Source organism: Egicoccus sp. AB-alg6-2, assembly GCF_041821025.1.
Classification (GTDB): Bacteria; Actinomycetota; Nitriliruptoria; order Nitriliruptorales; family Nitriliruptoraceae; genus Egicoccus.
This window is the reverse complement of the sequence record NZ_JBGUAY010000006.1, coordinates 142,591-159,985: the sequence shown is the minus strand read 5'-3', so window position 1 is coordinate 159,985 and position 17,395 is coordinate 142,591. Positions and strand designations below refer to the sequence as shown.

Here is a 17,395-nt window from a genome sequence, read left to right as displayed (position 1 = left end):
TCGAGTACCGGCAGTCGGGTCACCATGCCACCCGTCGAGGGCGTCAGCAAGGGCAACCCGTCGCCGCCTGGGGAAAACCCCGGGGAGGGCAGCATCGGACCGTCGACAGCGGACGATCGGCACCCATTAGGGTCACCGCCATGATCGATTCCCCGCAGCACGCAACCGACGAGCAGGCCTCCGCGGGTCGGCCCCCGGGCGAACCGCCAGGGCCGCTCGACTTCGTGCTGCTGGCCGGCTCGGCGAACCGCCGCCTGGCTGGCGCCATCGCGGACTACCTCGGTCATCCGCTGATCCATGGTGAGTCGCGGCACTTCTCGGAGGGCAACACCTTCGTTCGCGTGCCGGTCAACGTGCGTGAGCAGGACGTGTTCCTGGTGCAGGGCACCGGTCCGCCGGCCAACGACAACTTCATGGAGTTGCTGTTCTGGATCGACGCGCTGAAGCGGGCCAGCGCGAAGTCGGTCACCGTGGTCATGCCCTACTTCAGCTATGCGAAGGGGGACAAGAAGGACGAGCCGCGCGTCTCGATCCGTGCGCGGGTCTGCGCCGACGCGATCGAGGCAGCCGGCGCCGACCGCGTCGTGACCATGGACCTGCACGCGCCACAGGTCGTTGGCTTCTTCCGCATCCCCGTCGACGACCTGTACGCCATGCCGGTGCTGTGCGACGCGGCTGCCGCCGATGCCCGCGACGGCCTCGTCGTGGTCTCGCCGGACGCCGGGTTCGCGAAGAAGGCGAGGCAGTACGCGAACCGGCTCGGCGCCCGTGTCGCCATCGCCGACAAGCAGCGGGTCGACCACTCGGAGAACGCCGAGGTGCTCGATCTCATCGGCGACGTCGAGGGTCGCCGCGCCCTGATCGTGGACGACTTCACCGTGTCGGGTGGCACGCTGATCGACGCGGGGCGGTTGCTGGTCGAGCGCGGTGCGGCCTCCGTCTCGGCTGCGGTCACCCACAGCCTCCTGCACGGCGAGGCACTGCAACGCCTGCTCGACAGCGAGATCCGCCACCTCTACGTCACCGACACCATCGAACGCGATCCGTCCGCCAGCGGCGCCGCCGACAGGATCGTCGAGGTGCCCGTCGCGAGGCTGTTCGGCGAAGCCATCCGCCGCATCGCCCTGCGCGAGTCGGTCAGCGTCCTTTTCGAGTAGGTGTGTCGGTCCCGGCGCACGCCAGGGACCGACGGCGGCTCCATCGCGCGGCGTGTCGCTCACGGCTCATCCGGCGTCGCGCCCGCCGACGCTGGCTGCCAGCGTGGCAACGTTCTCGCCGGCCAACCAGCGACGCGCCTGCTCATAGAGGTGGTCCGTCTCCGGCCCGGAGATCCCCGGCATGTTGTCATGGACATCGAATCCGAGTTCCGACTGCACGTACGCCAGGTGGCGGTAGCCGACCGGGAAGCGCTCCAGAGTGCGCGGGTCCAGTGACAGCCGAGCCGACGGGTCGACGGGAACCACCCAGTCCTTTTCGTAGGTCAGCCGCCGCAACACGAGTCGCCAATCTCCGGCGGTTCGCTCGAACAGATCGTGGAAGCGGCCGTGACAGGTCACGTCGACTTCGACACCGTGAACCACGGCCCGCTGCAGGATTTGCATCTTTGTCTGGGCAACCGCGCGATCGCCTGCGAGCTCGATCGAGGTACCGCCCAGGAAGTGCAGGATGTTCACCCCGCGTTCGAAACCACGCTGGCTGATCGTGGCGAACTCGTCCGCCGACCCCTGGAACCACGTGGCCATCATGACGCCACGTGGATGCCAGACCTTTCGAAATCGCTCCCAAAGGGCGCCGTCGCGGCTGATCGCCCACTCGTCGATGACTGCCCGGATGTCGTGGTGGTCCTGGGTCTGCTCAGCCATGCGGGCACTCGTCTCCAGCTAGGGAAGTGTCGTCGTCCAAACTTTGGCAGCCGACCGACCGAGGGCCCGCGTTCGCGAGCTCGAGGGCCACCGTTGCAACGCGGCCGTCGACACCGAGATGTTCGGCGAGCAGCGTCTGGGCTCGGGGGACGTCTCGATCGGTGATCGCGGCGAGCAGCGCGACGTGGTCCCGGGTGATGTCCGAAGACGAACCTGCGCAACGGGCCCCGTCCCCGCCGCTCAGGGTCGCCAGCAGGATCGGCAGTACGGAACTGTGGCTCGCCTCGGCGAGTCGTACGTGGAACGACCTCGCTGCCTCACCGTCGGAGGTGCTCCCTCGCGGGGCGGCCGGTCCGAACGCCGGCTCGCAGAGGCTTCTCAGAGCGTCCAGGTCGGCCGGGGTGGCTTTTCGGCACACCAGTGGCAGACAGCTGAGTTCCACCAGGGCGCGCGCCTCGGAGACCTCCGAGGTCTCGACCTCCGACAACGTCAGCATGAGGTGGAGCAGCTCGGAGACGAGGTCGGGCTGGGGACATGTGACGAAGGCGCCGCCCTTGGCGCCGATGCGGACGCCAACGAGGCCCATAGCTTGGAGCGCCCGGACGCCGTCCCTGACCGACGATCGGCTCACGCCAAGACCTTCGCGGAGTTCACGCTCCACCGGCAATCGATCGCCGACTCTCAGGAGCCCGCTGGCGACGGCGGCCTTGATCTGCAGCACGATGTCGTCCGCGATGTGGCGTGGCTGGACCTTCTCGAATGTGAGTCGCTGGGCCGCTGTCACCGGGCCTCCTGGGATCTGGTTCGCCGGCTGGACGGGACGATGATCGGTCCGGCAACGGTCCTGACTCTGCGCCAGCGTGCGACCCCCGACAAGCCGCGGTCTCAAGATGTGAGTCCGACCCCACGCCCACGGGCGCGCGCGGCCATGATGGGCCAGTCCGGCGGTAGCCATGACGATGTCCGCCTGGCGGTGGAGCCACCCTTGGGGAAGCTACGTGCGACGTTCAGTTCGCTGAGCAACGTCAACTATCGACGCTACTTCTTCGGACATGCGCTCTCCATAACCGGGACCTGGATGCAGCGGGTCGGCCAGGCATGGCTGGTACTGGAACTCACGGGCTCGGGGACTTTGCTGGGCATCACGGCAGCACTTCAGCATCTCCCTGTCCTGCTCCTGGGCGCCTATGGCGGCCTGCTCGCCGACCGGGTCGACAAGCGACGTCTGCTCCTGCTGACACAGAGCCTGGGAGCGTCTTTGGCGCTCGCCCTGGCCGTACTCACCGCCACGGGTGCCATCAGGGTCGGCATGGTCTTCGTGCTCGCTGGCGCCATGGGAGCTGTCCATGCAATCGACCGACCGACGCGCCAGGCCATCATCATGGAGATGGTCGGCCCCGACCTGATCTCGAATGCCGTCACCCTCAACAACATCACCTGGAACGCGGCGCAGGCGATCGGTCCGGCCCTGGCAGGCGCCGTCATCGCGACGCACGGGCTCGCGATGAGCTTCTTCCTGAACGCCGCCTCGTACTTCGCCGTCGTGCTCGTTCTGATGATGCTCCGCACCCACGACTTGGTTCCCTCCGAGCGCGTCCCCAGATCCCGTGGGCAGCTGCGGGAGGGCCTCAACTACGTGCGGCGCACTCCCGAGCTGGTCGCCCCCATGATCGTGCTCGTCATCGTCGGCATGTTTGCTTTCGAGTGGGCGGTCACGTTGCCACTACTGGCCGAGGAAGCGTTCGGAGGAGATGCACAGACCTTTGGATGGATGTTTTCCAGCATGGGCTCGGGAGCGGTCATCGGCGGCTTGTTGGTCGCTGGCTCGGTGTCCTCCTCGATGCGTTTCCTCGCGGGTAGTTCCGCGGTGTTCGGACTGCTGATGACTTTGACAGCGGCGGCTCCGACACTGCCACTGGTGCTGGTCGGTCTGTTCCTGGTCGGTGCTGCCGGTGTCGCCCTCCGAAGCACGGCCATGTCGGTCTTGCAGTTGCGCTCACTACCGAGTATGCGCGGACGCGTCGTGGCACTGTTCGCCGTAGCCACGACCGGGACTACGCCGATCGGCGGTCCGCTCGCTGGCGCCGTGGCCGAATTCCTCGGCGCCAGGGTTGCGCTGGGACTCGGCGGGTTGTCGGCGATTCTCGCTGCCCTAGCGGTTGTCCTCTACCAGCGCCGAGCGGGCGCCGTGCAGGTCTCCGCCGGGCCAGCGGCACTCGCTCACCCGACCTCCGATGGTGAATCCCCCTTGCGCGGGCGCCGATGAAAATCGGACGCGTCCGTCCCCTTCTCACATAGTGATCCAGGCCCTGGTGGAGGCGTGTCCCACTGGTAGAAAGCAGAGATTCGTCGTTGTTCTGCGACGACGCAGCCCCGAAGACAAGGCTCAGCGGTGAAGATCGACGCGTTCTGCCACATCATGCCTCGCCCGTATTTCGACAGGTTCTTCGAACTCGACGTGTCCATTCACGCAGAGAACCTGCGCAAGCGCGTGTCCAACATCCCGGCGCTGGTGGATCTCGATGTTCGGTTCAAGCAGATGGACGAGTTTGGGGACTACCGCCAGATCATCAATATTGCCGCACCACCGGTGGAGGATCTCGGTTCCCCGAAGGTATCGAAGGAAATGGCGCGAATCGGCAACGACTCGATGGCCGAGTTGGTGGCGAAAAACCCCGATCGGTTCGCAGGATTCACCGCCTGTGTCCCCATGGACGACCCGGACGCGGCGGTCGAGGAGCTCGACTACGCCTGCAACGACCTCGGCGCACTAGGTGCCCAGATCTATACCCATGTTCACGGTGATGCCATGGATGCAGAGCGCTTCGATCCCTTCTACGCGCGTGTAGCCGAACTCGGCAAACTACTCCAGGTGCACCCCTGCCGTAGTTCGGCCTGGTCCGATTACCCGAACGAGAGTCGCTCCAAGTTCGAGATCTGGTGGACGTTCGGCTGGGAGTACGACTTGTCGGCGTTCATGGCACGAATCGTCTTCGGCGGCGTGCTCGAGCGTTTCCCCGACCTCAAGTTGCTGATTCACCACGGTGGCTCGATGGTGCCTCACTTCTCCGGCCGTGTCGGTCCGGGATGGGACCAACTCGGGGCGCGCACTCCGGAGTCTCAGCAGGCGGATGTGACGGGTTATCCACTCACGAAGCGACCCATCGAGTACTTCAAGATGATGTATGCCGATACGGCGATGTTCGGTGCGGCACATGCCCTTCGATGCACGATCGATTTCTACGGGGCCGACCATGTTCTCTTCGCATCGGACAGCCCATACGATCCCGAAAAGGGGCCGGGATACATACGCGCAACCATCAAGAATTTGGAGGAAATAGGTCTCTCCCCGAGTGAAAAAGACGCGATCTTCAGCGGCAACGTCAGTCGACTTCTGGGGCTCGATCCTGCAGCCATCCGCGCCTGACCGGGGTCCGCGAGGACGGGGCTGCTGGCTCCTTCATGGGTGAGTTAGGACGGAGGCTGGGTATGGCGGAAACAGAGGTGCTGATCGTCGGTGGTGGACCGGTCGGTCTGACGCTCGCCATCGATCTGGGTCAACGAGGGGTGAGGTGCACGCTGATCGACAAACGGCGCGAGCCGGGCTTTCTGCCGAAGATGGAGCGTTGCAACGCCCGAACCATGGAGTTCTACCGTCGGCTCGGCATCGCCGACGAGATCCGGGCAGCTGGCTATGGCACCCACTTGCCGATGGACGTGTTCGTGGTGACCTCGCTGGTGGACCCACCGCTCCTGCACCACCCGTATCCGTCCGTCGACGAACTGAAGGCGGCGGCGGCCGAGTGTCGGGACGGGTCGCTACCGCTGGAGCCCTACCAACTGATCTCCCAGTACACCCTCGAGCCACTGCTCAAGGCTCGGGCCGAGGCCACGCCCGGCGTCACCGTGCGGTTTGGTACCGAACTCGTCGACTTCGTCGAGGACCACCACGGTGTGACGGCGAACGTCCGCGACCTCGACGGGGTGAGGGGTTCCGTACGGTGTGAGTACCTCGCCGGGTGCGACGGTGGCGGTAGCACCGTGCGCCAACAGCTCGGCTTCCAACTCGAGGGCGAGTCCAACATCCTCGAGTTGCGGCAGGCGCTGTTTCGCTGCGACGACCTCTACGATCGGATACCGATCGGCAAGGGCCGCCACTACCACGTCGCCGACGACCAGTCGACCTTCCTGATCGTCCAGGACGACTGCCGACACTTCAGTCTCCATGCCGAGGTGGGCAGCGACGCCGAAATGCCGGCCTTGTTCGAGCGGGTGGTGGGGTTCCCGATCGAGTTCGAGACGCTGTACGTGGGAAAGTGGACCATGCGGCTCATGGTCGCGGATCAGTACGCGACCGATCGCGTACTCCTGGCCGGCGACGCCGCGCACCTGGTGATCCCGACCGGGGGCCTGGGCATGAACACCGGGGCTGGGGACGCCATCGACCTGTCGTGGAAGCTCGCCGGCACACTCCAGGGGTGGGGCGGACCGCACCTGCTGCCCTCGTACGCCTCGGAGCGGCGTTCCGTGGGCATCCGCAACGTCGGCGCGTCCAGGCAGGCGGCCGTCGGGCGACGGACCTGGCGCGCGCAGTACGAGCCGTGCATTGCGGATCCGACGCCGGAGGGCGAGCGTGCGCGCGCCCACTTGGCAGCGGTGGCCGACCGTGAACAGCGCAAGAGCAACGACCTGGATGGGATCGAACTCGGCTACCGCTACATCGGCTCCCCGCTCGTTCTCGACGAGCCGGGGGAGGGGCCGGATCCCGCGAGTTTCGACTACGTTCCCACGGCGCGTCCGGGTGCCCGTCTCCCGCACCTGTGGCTCGACGACGGCACGGCGATACAAGACCGGCTCGGCTCGGGTTACACCCTCCTCGTCTTCAACGACCGTGACGCTGCGGCTGCCCCACTCGCCGAGGCCTTCGCGGCGTATGGCGCTCCCTTCGAGGTGGTGTCGGTGCACGCCGCCGATGCTCGGAAGGTGTACGAGCGCGACCTGCTGCTGCTTCGACCCGATATGCACGTGGTCTGGCGTGGCGACGCCCTTCCCGAAGACGTCGCGATGCTTGCGGAGCGAGCGACGGGGCACGCGACTGCCGAGACGGACGCCGCCACAGCTGCCCGCGTCACGACACTGCTGACCGGCACGATCGGCGCTCGCTGAGAGCTCCACGTCGCTGCGGTCGTCTGACGTAGATCGTTCCGGAGTCGTCAGGGCGCCTCCGGAACCTCGCTCAGACTGCCGCTGGCTCCCGTGACATCCAACGCTCGAGGAGTTGATTCTCGATATCGCGGCAGGTCTTCTCCAGTGGGATCTCGAATTGCGACAGCCGGTCCTTGAGTGGTTCCTCCGCAACGATCGACACGCTCGCGACGACCTGATGCTGATGGTCGCGCACCGGCCGTGCGACGCTGAAGAATCCGGCATGGCGTTCCTGCCGTCCGTACGCGACCCCACGGCGCCGCACACGCTCGAGTTCCTGCGCCAAGAGTTCCGGGCTGGTGCAGGTGTACTGGGTGTAGGGCGCCAACGGTGAGGCGAGATAGGCAGCGCGGAAGCTCTGCGGGGTGAAGGCCAACAGCACCTTCCCGACACCGCTGGCATGCAGCGGGCCCCGCTGCCCGACGGGCGTCAGATTGTTCTCGCGATAGCCCACGCGTTCGAGGTAGAGCACTTCGTTCCCGTCGCGGACGGCGAGCTGCACCGGGAGTTGGGTGAACGCGGTGAGCCGCAGGATCGGACGCATCGCGGCCTCGTGGAGCCCGCGGCGCAGCGGCGCGAAGCAGCCGAGCTCGAAAAGTCGCATGCTCAGCTGGTATTGGCCCGACTCGGTGACCTCGAGCACCCCCGCCGTCCGCAATGTCACCAGCATCCGATGCGTGCTCGCTCGGGGGGCGTTGAGCAGCTGGGCCGCTTCGGAGGCGCCCAGTGCCTGGCGTTCGATGAAGAGCGACAGGACGTTGAACGCCTTCAATACGGTCGATGCCGAAGGTGTGGACATGCCAGTGTCTCCCGCTCCACGCTGATCCGGGCCGTCCACCGCGCCGGTTCCAAGACGGTTGCCGAGCGCGAGGCCAGCACTTGCATTCGCCGCTCTTGCCTTCACCGCGATGCGCCGAGACGGACTGCGCCCGCAATGGCACATTTGGCGGCTGCTGGCGGAACCACGTCGCGCCTCCCAACGCGAGGGATCCGACAGCAACGAGGCATAATATCAGACCATTTGCCGTTTTCGGCGCGATGTCGCAACGAATGCGCGCCCAAGGCGGCCAACGTGCCACCGGGCGCTCGTCACCCGCTCAGGTGTGCGCACGGGAGGGTGGGTGCTCCGCTCTGTCGGGGCGTCGCGTTCGGAAGAAGGTTCTCAGCCGCCCAGCCTCAGATGCTGAGATGGCGGGTGCCGCGGGGCCGGGCCCGCAGTAGAAGACATGACGGTCCGTGCGAGGAGACGCGCGCGGCGTCCATTCGAACCAAGGGCCCACACATGGCGGAGTGCCTGTTCCCGCAGTTCTCCCTGGCGGAACGCGAGCAACGGTGGTCGCGGGTGCGATCACTCATGGATCAGTGGCAGTTGGCGGTCATCGTGACCCCGGCGAATACCGGCCACTCCACCGACTTCCAAGCGAACTCGCGCTACCTCAGCCATTGCGGAGGCGGTGTGGAGGCGGGGATCGCCGTCGTCTTTCCAGCCGACGGTGAGGTGACCGTCGCAGCCACCGAAGCGAGGGCACGGTGGGGTGGCGGCGTGCAGAACTGGGTGAGCGACCTGCGCGAGGCCAACGACGACTACGGCTCGGTCATCATCGAGCGTCTCAAGGAACTGCGCGTCGGCCGGGCACGGATCGGCATCACCGGGCTCGGGCCGGGAACCCGGACCGCGGAAGGCGCGGTCCTCTTCGCGACGCTGCACCGGATAAAGCGCGAGTTCCCGAACGCGACCTTCGTGGACGCCACACCGATCTTGGAGGAGTGCCGACTGGTCAAGAGCGCCGAGGAGATCGAGTGGTTGGAGCAGTCCACTCGCTTGATCACGGCGGCCTACGAGGCGGAGCGGGCGGCGGCCAAGGTGGGAGCGCTCGACTACGTCGTCTATGCCGAGACGCGCGCGGCGATGCTGCGGGGCGGCTCGGAAGCGGCGCTGCACTGCAACTGGGTGTCGGGGCCGTCGCCAGCCAGAACTCTCACAAGGCCCAGCTTTCGTCGCTTGGAACGGGGGGACATCATCATCAACGAGATCGAATCGAGTTGGGGCGGCTATCGAGCCCAGGGCATCCAGCCGATCGGGGTGGAAACCTGCGATCCGGTCTACCATGAATTGCTGGGGCTCCAAGGTCGTGTTTTCGACCAGATGCTGCCGATGCTGAAGCCCGGCACCACGCTGGGCGAACTGGTCGTCGAATGCGAGAAAATCTGCCAACGCGAGCAGCCCACGTGGGGTGTCACCGCCGGGGCGCGCGCTCAGCTCATCATGCACGGCCGAGGGATGGGGGACGACGGCCCCATCGTCACCAATTCCGCGAAGGAGCCCCGCCATCTTCGCCTGCCGTTGCAGGAGGGGATGGTCTTCATCTTCAAGCCGCAGATCCGGCTGAAGACCAACACCCACCCGATCAACTGGGGCGACACCGTGGTGGTCACCTCATCGGGGGGGCGACGTCTGGGGGATCGCGAACAAGGGATGTGGATTGCCTCGTGACCTGTTCGGTCGAATCCCGGTCCGCATAGTGAGATGCACCGTTGACCACGCCGGGACCCTGCGTGACAGTCATATCAGGCCAGTTGAGGGCCTCTGCGGCGACCTTCGCGCGAGTCAAAGTTCAACGTTGAACAGCAGGTAGCTAGCGGCAAGATTCGAGCAACGACAATCCATGCGGGGCTGACAAGTCCCAGGGAGAGGAGCCAACAAATGCGTTCCACTCGAACGCTTCCGGCCATCGGTGTATCAATGGCGCTGGTGCTGGCCGCCTGTGGCGGTGGTGATTCCGGCACGAGCGAGCCGGTCGCCGCAACCGAAGACGACACTTCCGAGCCTGAGAGCCCAGGCGACGAAGATGGTGACGCCGATGCTACGGATGCCTGTGACGCCATCACGGCCACCCAGGCTTCGGAGATCTACGCCGAATTGGCGCAGATCGAATACGAAGAGCGACTCGCCTGCATCGAGCGTCGCGCCGAGGAAGAGGGGCAGGTCATCATCTATTCGTCCCGTGACGCCGACATGCTCGAGGCATGGCAGGCCGACTGGAGCGAGCTGTACCCCAACATCACGATGGAGTACCTGAGCGCGCAACCTGAAGTGCTTTACGAGCGCCTCATCCAAGAGGGGCGCGGCGACGTCGCGACGGCTGATGTCGTGCAGATGGGTGAGGAGCTGAAGCTGCTCGGGGACGACGGGCACCTGGCCACGCTGCACGGTGCGACGGTTCCGGCGGACTTTCCCGACCATGCCCATGGCGACTGGTTCATGAGCTTCGGTCCCAGCCCGCTGCTGCTGACGTGGAACACCGATCTGGTCTCGGCGGATGAGGCGCCGCAGACCTGGGAAGACCTGCTCGATCCAAAGTGGAAGGGCAAGGTGGCGATCGACACGGGAGCGACACACTTCGTCAAGACGCTCGTGGGTCGTTGGGGCGAGGACGAGGCGCGCGACTACCTCGACAAGCTGGTGAATGACAACGACGCGATCATCCGACGCGGGCACACCAACATCACCAACATGTTGATGGCTGGCGAGTTCCCGGTCGCCGCCGAGCTCTATGGCCACCGCACGGAGCGGATGATCCACGAGCGTGGCGCGCCACTGGACTGGATCGCGCCGGACCCGACACCGACCGGCTCGGGTGGCTTCGGCATCGCTGCGACAGCCCCGCGCCCGTACGCCGCCGCACTGCTCGCCCACTACATGACCGGGCCGCGCGGTGGCCAGATCTGGGCCGAGGATGGTCGTCTGCACATGCATCCCGACGTCGAGCCGATGTTCCCCCGGGTCGCCGAACTCATCGGTGACGAACGCCTGTTCGCCGCCAATCCCGACCAGGGCCACGAGGAACTCGAGATCGCACAGCGGCTGATCAACGAGATCATCGTCCCGGCGTACGCGGGTGAGGACGGCGAGCTCGAGGAGGGCGGCTCGGACGGCTGATCGACCGAGGGCCCCGACCCCGGGGCCCTCGCCCCACCCCTCCGGGTCGGGACGGTCCGGACCCCCGCGCAGGACCGTCCCGAACCCGGGGGCCCACGGCACAACAGCTGAGGTGACCATGTCGCTGCCAAGTATCGAAAAGGCCGGCGAGCTCGCCGAGATTGCACCGCTCATGGATGGAGGCGGCGCCGAGCCTGCACGAACCCGGCGAAGCCGGCTGCGGGCATGGCGCCCGACCCCGCGGGATCTGTGGATCGGCTTGCTGGTCCTGCTCGTGCTCTGGCTGGTGATGGCACCCATGGCCCTGGTGGTCTGGGGCAGCTTCCGTGATGCCCCCCCGGGGGTAGAGGGTGCCTACACCTTGCTGAACTACCTCGAGGGCTACAGCACGCCGCGCTTCATGCGGGCAGTCCGCAACTCGCTCATCTTCGCGTTCTCCTCCTCGATTCTCGCGTTCGTCGTCGGCTGCTACCTCGCCTGGGTGACGGAGCGCACCAACACGCCGTTCCGCGGCCTGATCTACGCCTTCATCCTGCTGCCGGTCGTCGTCCCGGGCATCCTGACCACAATCGCCTGGGTGCTGCTGCTCAACCCGACGATCGGCATCCTGAACCAGGCCGTGCAGCTGATCCCGGGTCTCGGCGATTGGGCCCCGTTCAATTCCTACGGGATGTTGCCCATGATCTGGGGCGACGGCATCGACAGCATCACGTTGCCGTTTCTCCTGATGGCCGCCGCCTTCCGGTCGATGGATCCCTCGCTGGAGGAAGCGTCTGCCGCGTCCGGCGCGAGCGGGTTCCACACGTTTCGCAACATCACGCTGCCGATCTTGACGCCGGCGGTGCTCGCGACCTTCCTGCTGCTGTTCATCAAGACGATCGAAACCTTCGAGACTCCGGCCATCATGGGCCTGCCCGGTGGTGTGACCGTTTTCGCGACTGAGGTGTACATCGCCTCGCAAAGGTTCCCGCGCAACCAGAACCTCGCAGCCGCGTTTGCCGTCGGCTACCTGCTGCTGACCGTGGGGGGGTTGATGCTCTACAACCGGGCGACCCGCCTCTCGGAGCGGTTCGCGACCGTGACGGGCAAGGGTTTCAAGCCCACCCGAATCGACCTGGGTCGGCGTCGGTGGCTGCATTTCACTGGGACCATGACCGTGCTTTTCATTGCCGTCGTCCTGCCGTTTCTGGTGATGCTCTACGCCTCCTTCCTACCGTACTACCGCGTTCCAAGCATGGCGTCGTTCCAGGTGATGAGTACCGACAACTACATGCGGGTACTCACCAACAGTCGAACGATCCGTGCGGTCAACAACAATCTCAAGGTCGGCGTCACGTCGGCGCTGGCGGCCATCCTGCTCTCGACCTTGATCTCCTGGGTCGTCATCCGAACCCAGATCAGGGGTCGAAAGCTTCTCGATGCCATCAGCTTCGCGCCGATTGCGGTACCGGGGCTGGTCATGGGGTTGGCATTGGTCTGGTTCTACTTGACCGTTCCGATGCCCGTTCAGATTTATGGGACCCTGTTCATCATCGGGCTCGGATTCGTTGCCAAGTACATTCCCTACGGAATGCGAGCAACACATGCCGGACTGTCGCAAATCAGCAATGAACTCGAGGAAGCATCGGCTGCCAGCGGGGCGTCCTTCCCGCGGACCTTCGTGATGATCATTTCGCCGCTGCTTGCCGGCAGCCTTCTCATTGCATTCGTCTACATCCTGAGCCTGACGTTCAAGGTTCTCGCCCTCCCGGTGATGCTGAGTGGGACCAACACCGAGCTGATGGCCGTAATGATCTTTGACATGTACGAAAACGGTGACTTCACCGGGCTGAACGCCCTGGGCGTCGTCATGTTCTTCATCCTCTTGACCCTGGCCGGAATCTCGCGGCTCGTCGCGGGCAAGCTTGGATTCCTCGAAACCAACAAGTGACCGACGAGCTACAAGGGAGAACGTCGTGATCAGCATTGAAGGACTTCGCAAGAGCTTTCTGACCAAGGAAGGCATGGTCGAGGCAGTCAAGGGCATCGACATCGATGTACCCCAGGGCAGCTTCTTCACGCTGGTCGGACCATCCGGCTGTGGCAAGAGCACCACGCTCCGCCTGTTGGCAGGTCTCGAACGTCCCGACGCCGGACGCATCGTCAACGGCGACACCGTCGTCGCCGACACAGCGAATGGCACCTTTGTGCCCACGCACAAGCGCAAGATTGGGATGGTGTTCCAGTCCTACGCGATCTGGCCGCACATGACCGTGGCCGCGAACGTGGCCTACCCGCTCAAAGTGGCGCGCACGCCACGTGCCCAGATCGGTCCACTGGTCGAGGAGGCGCTCGAGATGGTGGGCCTGGGTGGCTTGGGGAAGCGACCTGCGCCTCGCCTGTCCGGGGGACAACAGCAGCGGGTAGCGCTCGCACGGGCGTTGGTCGGGAAGCCAGATGTGCTGCTCCTCGACGAGCCGCTGTCGAACCTCGACGCCAAGCTTCGCGTGCACATGAGGATCGAGCTCAAGCGTCTTCAGGAGATGCTGGGCGTCACGACCATCTACGTGACCCACGACCAGCACGAAGCACTGGCGATGTCCGACGAGTTGGCCGTCATGAGCAAGGGTCACGTCATGCAGCGCGGAGCCCCTGCCGAGATCTACAGCCGTCCGCACAACCGATTCACCGCCTCGTTCATCGGATCGGCCAACCTCGTGAAGGTCGAGGGCGACACCACCCGGCTTCGACGCGGTACCAACCACGTGACGACGGCTATCGGCCCGATGGCCGCCACCTCGGACGTCGACCACCTGTCCGGCGAGATCCACGAGGTGTGCATCCGCCCCGAATGGTTCCAGGTGACCGCAGCGGGCACCGAACCGCCTCGAACCGACACGAACTGTTTCCGGGGAACCGTCGACTCATGGGTCTTTCTTGGCGAGGGCGTCGACGGCGAGGTTCGGGTCGGGTCGGAGTTGCTCCGTGTCAAGGGCAATGCCGATGCGATCGTGGAGATGCCCGTCGGCAGCGAGGTCGACCTGCACATCCCGGCGAGGCACTGCCGGCTCATCGGAGATGGCCACGACGCCGAGAGTGCGGAGTCCACCCGTTCGGAGGAACAGCAACTGACCGCCTGACGCAGTCACGGCGGAGCGTGCCGGCGACGGCAAGGCACTGGCCCCCAGCCGACGGCGGGGCGCGACAACCACGAGAGGATCCAAGGTGATCATCACCCCCGACAACGAGCCGATGAAGCCAGGCGACCTGGCCGATCACGTGGACGGACCACCGGTGTATCTCACCGAGGAAGACGTCAAGAGTCTGCTGGCGTCCGACCCTCGGTACGTGGGCATGGTCGACACCTTGGAGAGTGCCTTCCGCGATTACGCGCGGGGCAACGTCGTGACGCCACCGCAGGAGCGTGTCCGGTTGGTGTGGCCGCCCAACGCGAAGGTGCGGCCCTACGACCGTGACATGCGCATCCTGCCGGCGATGGTGCCGTCGGTGAACGCGGCCGGTTTGCGGATGGGCTGTCAGAGTGAAGTCGCTCCGGGCCGCGGATCTTCCTACACCGTGTTGCTCGAATTCGACACGATGCGTCCGCTGGCGTTCATCGAGGATCACCATCTACACGGCGTCCGTTCGGGGACACCGTCCGGGATCGCGGCGCGCCACCTGGCCAAGCCCGATGCCACGAAGCTGGCCGTCATCGGCTGCGGCCGCATCTCCAGGGTGCAGACGGCGGCCGCGATCGGTCAACGACCCATCGACAGCATCAAGGTGTTCAGCCGCACACCGGCGAACCGTGAGGCGTTCGCCGCTGACATCCGGGACAGCTTCGGCATCGCGAACGTCGAACCGGTCGCCACGGCGGAGGACGCCATCTCCGACGCCGACATCGTCATGGCGGCGACAAATTCACACAACGCGCCCGTTTTCGATGGCGAGGCATTGCCGGCCGGGTGTCTGGTCGCGTCGGTGACGCCCGGCGAACTCGATGATGCCACCGCCCTGCGATCGCGTGTCGTGCTCACCTCACGCAACCGGGTCGCCACCGACTACACGCCGCAGGAACCGATCGCCTCGCTGGTCAAGGCGGGCAAGCTCGACCTCGACGCGATGCCGCTGCTCAGTGAGGTGCTCGAAGGCAAGGCCGAGGGCCGCCAGTCCGACGACCAGATCATCTTGCTCTTCAGCCCGGGCATCGGCTTCCTCGACATCGCGGTGGCCCGTCACACCTACGACATCGCCACCGGTCGGCGGGACCACGCGTGGAAATACGGGCGATAGCGGGTGCCGCCAGCGGGCGATCGGGCGGCGCACCACGGAGCAGTCAGAGAAATGAGGGAGGTAACAGATGTCCATCGTTCGCTTCGATCACGCCGTTCTTCTCGCCAACGAGGAGCCCCGGGCACGTGAGTTCTATGTCGAGTACATCGGCGCGAACGTCGAGAAGACGTTCGTGCGCAACCGTGAAGGCCGTGAACTGCACCGGAGCTTCCTCGGTCTGGCGGAGGGCCAGGGGGTCGGCCTGTTCGAGGACAAGACCGCGGTTCCACCCCCGAGGACGACCAGGGAGTGGCCGGCGGTCGTCTTCCAGGTCTCGCAGGAGCGCTATGACAAGGCGCTGAAGGATCTCGACGGTGAGGTCCACGAGATGGCGCTGCCAGGCGTCGATGCCACCTTCTACACCCACGACACGGAGGGCAACGCCATCGGCTTCAGCTCGTCGGGCAACGGAGACGATTCGCTGCTGCTTCGGTTCGAGGTGGACGCGCCACGGCTCGAGGAAGCGGTCAGCTTCTACGGCGACATCTTCGCGCTCGGCACACCGGAGAGCGGTCTGTTGCCTGGAGGACTCCCATACGCGTGGTTCCGGCCCGCCGATCGGCGGCAGGGGCTACTCGCCGTGGAACACCCCGACGCACCGGGCGCGAACCCCGGTCAGCACTTCGCGTTCCTGGTGGGCCGCGCCGACCACACGGAGTTGAAGCCACAACTCGAAGCGCGTGGGGGCAAGGAGGTGCCCGGCCACGAGGGCGAGCGTCCGGACGGCGAAATCAGCACCTACATGCGCGATCCCTGGCAACGGAAGCTGCAGTGGATCACGCACGCCGACACCCCGTGAGTCGTCCCCTGTCGACGACCGCGAGCGAGGGAGACAGTCGCTGATGGAGCTCTACCCCTATCCGAGGTTCTCGCTGGAGGAGCGAGATCGACGCTGGAGCAAGGTCCGCGGGTTGATGCAGGCCCAGGAACTGTCGGCGATCGTGTCGCCCGCCAACTCGGGCCACTCCACCGATTTCCAGGCCAACTCCCGCTACCTCAGCCATTGCGGCGGCGGGCCGGACGCAGACATCACCGTCGTGTTTCCTCTCGAAGGGGACGTCACGGTCGGTGCGACGTCGGCCGCGCCACGCTGGCCTACGGTGCAGGAATGGGTCACCGACGTGCGAGAGGCACGCCGCAACTACGGCAACGTCGTGATCGAGCGGCTCCGGGAACTGGATGTCGATGGAACCCGGGTCGGCGTGACCGGTCTGGGGCGTGGCACACGCACCCCAGAAGGCACGATCCTGTTCCACACGATGCGCCGCATGCTGCGCGAGTTCCCCAACACCACCTTCGTCGACGCCACGGAGCTGCTCGATGAGGCCCGGATCGTCAAGACCGAGGAGGAGATCGACTTCCTGACCCGGTCGACAGAACTGTCGGACATGGCGTTCGACACGGCACGACAGACGGCGGCGCCGGGCGTGCTCGACTACGTGGTATGGGCCGAGGCCACCGCGACGATGCTGCGCAACGGCGGCGAGCCGACCATGCACTTCCACTGGGTCTCGGGGCCGGCGCCGGCGCGCACCCTGACCCGCGCCAGCCACCGACGACTCGAGCGCGGAGACATCATCCTCAACGAGCTCGAGGGCTGTTGGGCCGGCTACCGGGCCCAGGGCGTGCAGCCGATCGCGGTCGGCGAGTGTGATCCCAGCTACGTCGAGCTCAGCAAGCTTCAGGTCGAGATATTCGAGCGGTTGCTGCCCCGGCTGACCCCGGGCGCGACCTTCGGCGAACTGGCCGAGAGCGTGCAGAAGGCGTCTGCCGAGTTGCGCCCCAGCAGGGGGCCGGCGTCCGATGCCACCGCCCGGCTGGTGATGCACGGTCGCGGCCAGGGCGACGACGGACCCATCATCACGAACACCGCGACCGACCCCTACCAGCTCCGCAAGGAACTGCGCGAGAACATGGTGTGCATCGTCAAGCCGGAGGTCCGACGCGGCGACGGTCGCTACCCCATCAACTGGGGGGACACCGTCGTTATCACCCCGCAGGGCGGGCGACGGCTCGGCAAACGCGAGCCCGGCATTTGGATCGCTTGAACGAACCGTTCGTGAACACACGAAACCCC

14 protein-coding genes are annotated in these 17,395 nt (G+C 65.8%); 11 read left to right on the top strand and 3 right to left on the bottom strand.

All coding sequences use genetic code 11. The annotated features are described in order from the left end of the window. The first annotated feature begins 140 nt into the window (after nucleotides 1–140). On the top strand, nucleotides 141–1,157 hold the full coding sequence (locus tag ACERMF_RS12235; protein WP_373669388.1) for a ribose-phosphate diphosphokinase: 1,017 nt from the start codon (nucleotides 141–143) through the stop codon (nucleotides 1,155–1,157). A 66-nt stretch (nucleotides 1,158–1,223) separates the two neighbouring features. Here ACERMF_RS12235 and ACERMF_RS12230 read toward each other — a convergent pair whose 3' ends face one another. Together ACERMF_RS12230 and ACERMF_RS12225 are read right to left on the bottom strand one after the other, a co-directional pair. After that, nucleotides 1,224–1,862, bottom strand: coding sequence for a nuclear transport factor 2 family protein (locus ACERMF_RS12230; protein WP_373669387.1), 639 nt, complete (start codon nucleotides 1,860–1,862; stop codon nucleotides 1,224–1,226). Further along, nucleotides 1,855–2,547, bottom strand: coding sequence for a FadR/GntR family transcriptional regulator (locus tag ACERMF_RS12225; protein WP_373669645.1), 693 nt, complete (start codon nucleotides 2,545–2,547; stop codon nucleotides 1,855–1,857). Before ACERMF_RS12225 ends, ACERMF_RS12230 begins: the two co-directional genes overlap by 8 nt. On the opposite strand from ACERMF_RS12225, the gene ACERMF_RS12220 reads away from it, so the two are divergent. From ACERMF_RS12220 to ACERMF_RS12210, 3 genes are all read left to right on the top strand, one after another. Then, on the top strand, nucleotides 2,452–4,128 hold the full coding sequence (locus ACERMF_RS12220) for an MFS transporter (protein ID WP_373669386.1): 1,677 nt from the start codon (nucleotides 2,452–2,454) through the stop codon (nucleotides 4,126–4,128). The genes ACERMF_RS12225 and ACERMF_RS12220 overlap by 96 nt on opposite strands. Nucleotides 4,129–4,254: 126 nt before the next feature. Next, nucleotides 4,255–5,289, top strand: coding sequence for an amidohydrolase family protein (locus ACERMF_RS12215; protein WP_373669385.1), 1,035 nt, complete (start codon nucleotides 4,255–4,257; stop codon nucleotides 5,287–5,289). A gap of 62 nt (nucleotides 5,290–5,351) precedes the next feature. Continuing rightward, complete coding sequence (locus ACERMF_RS12210; RefSeq protein ID WP_373669384.1) at nucleotides 5,352–7,028, top strand: FAD-dependent monooxygenase; 1,677 nt, start codon at nucleotides 5,352–5,354, stop codon at nucleotides 7,026–7,028. 70 nt (nucleotides 7,029–7,098) lie between these two features. On the opposite strand, the gene ACERMF_RS12205 is transcribed toward ACERMF_RS12210, so the two are convergent. After that, the gene (locus ACERMF_RS12205) at nucleotides 7,099–7,866 is read right to left on the bottom strand and encodes an IclR family transcriptional regulator (protein WP_373669383.1); all 768 of its coding nucleotides are present in this window, start codon (nucleotides 7,864–7,866) and stop codon (nucleotides 7,099–7,101) included. A 483-nt stretch (nucleotides 7,867–8,349) separates the two neighbouring features. Between ACERMF_RS12205 and ACERMF_RS12200 the strand changes: the two genes are divergently transcribed. The 7 genes from ACERMF_RS12200 (at nucleotide 8,350) to ACERMF_RS12170 (ending at nucleotide 17,366) form a co-directional block, all read left to right on the top strand. Further along, a complete protein-coding gene (locus ACERMF_RS12200) occupies nucleotides 8,350–9,561 on the top strand; it encodes a M24 family metallopeptidase (RefSeq protein ID WP_373669382.1) in 1,212 nt (403 codons plus the stop codon). A 249-nt stretch (nucleotides 9,562–9,810) separates the two neighbouring features. Beyond that, nucleotides 9,811–11,007, top strand: a complete 1,197-nt coding sequence (locus tag ACERMF_RS12195; RefSeq protein ID WP_373669381.1) for an ABC transporter substrate-binding protein — start codon at nucleotides 9,811–9,813, stop codon at nucleotides 11,005–11,007. 118 nt (nucleotides 11,008–11,125) lie between these two features. After that, nucleotides 11,126–12,937, top strand: coding sequence for an ABC transporter permease (locus tag ACERMF_RS12190; protein ID WP_373669644.1), 1,812 nt, complete (start codon nucleotides 11,126–11,128; stop codon nucleotides 12,935–12,937). A gap of 25 nt (nucleotides 12,938–12,962) precedes the next feature. Continuing rightward, nucleotides 12,963–14,126, top strand: coding sequence for an ABC transporter ATP-binding protein (locus tag ACERMF_RS12185; protein WP_373669380.1), 1,164 nt, complete (start codon nucleotides 12,963–12,965; stop codon nucleotides 14,124–14,126). Between the two features lie 85 nt (nucleotides 14,127–14,211). After that, complete coding sequence (locus tag ACERMF_RS12180) at nucleotides 14,212–15,279, top strand: ornithine cyclodeaminase family protein (RefSeq protein WP_373669379.1); 1,068 nt, start codon at nucleotides 14,212–14,214, stop codon at nucleotides 15,277–15,279. 67 nt (nucleotides 15,280–15,346) lie between these two features. Then, nucleotides 15,347–16,117 (top strand): VOC family protein, encoded by a 771-nt coding sequence (locus ACERMF_RS12175; RefSeq protein WP_373669378.1) that lies wholly within the window; start codon nucleotides 15,347–15,349, stop codon nucleotides 16,115–16,117. A 43-nt stretch (nucleotides 16,118–16,160) separates the two neighbouring features. Further along, the gene (locus tag ACERMF_RS12170) at nucleotides 16,161–17,366 is read left to right on the top strand and encodes a M24 family metallopeptidase (protein ID WP_373669377.1); all 1,206 of its coding nucleotides are present in this window, start codon (nucleotides 16,161–16,163) and stop codon (nucleotides 17,364–17,366) included. Nucleotides 17,367–17,395: the final 29 nt, after the last annotated feature.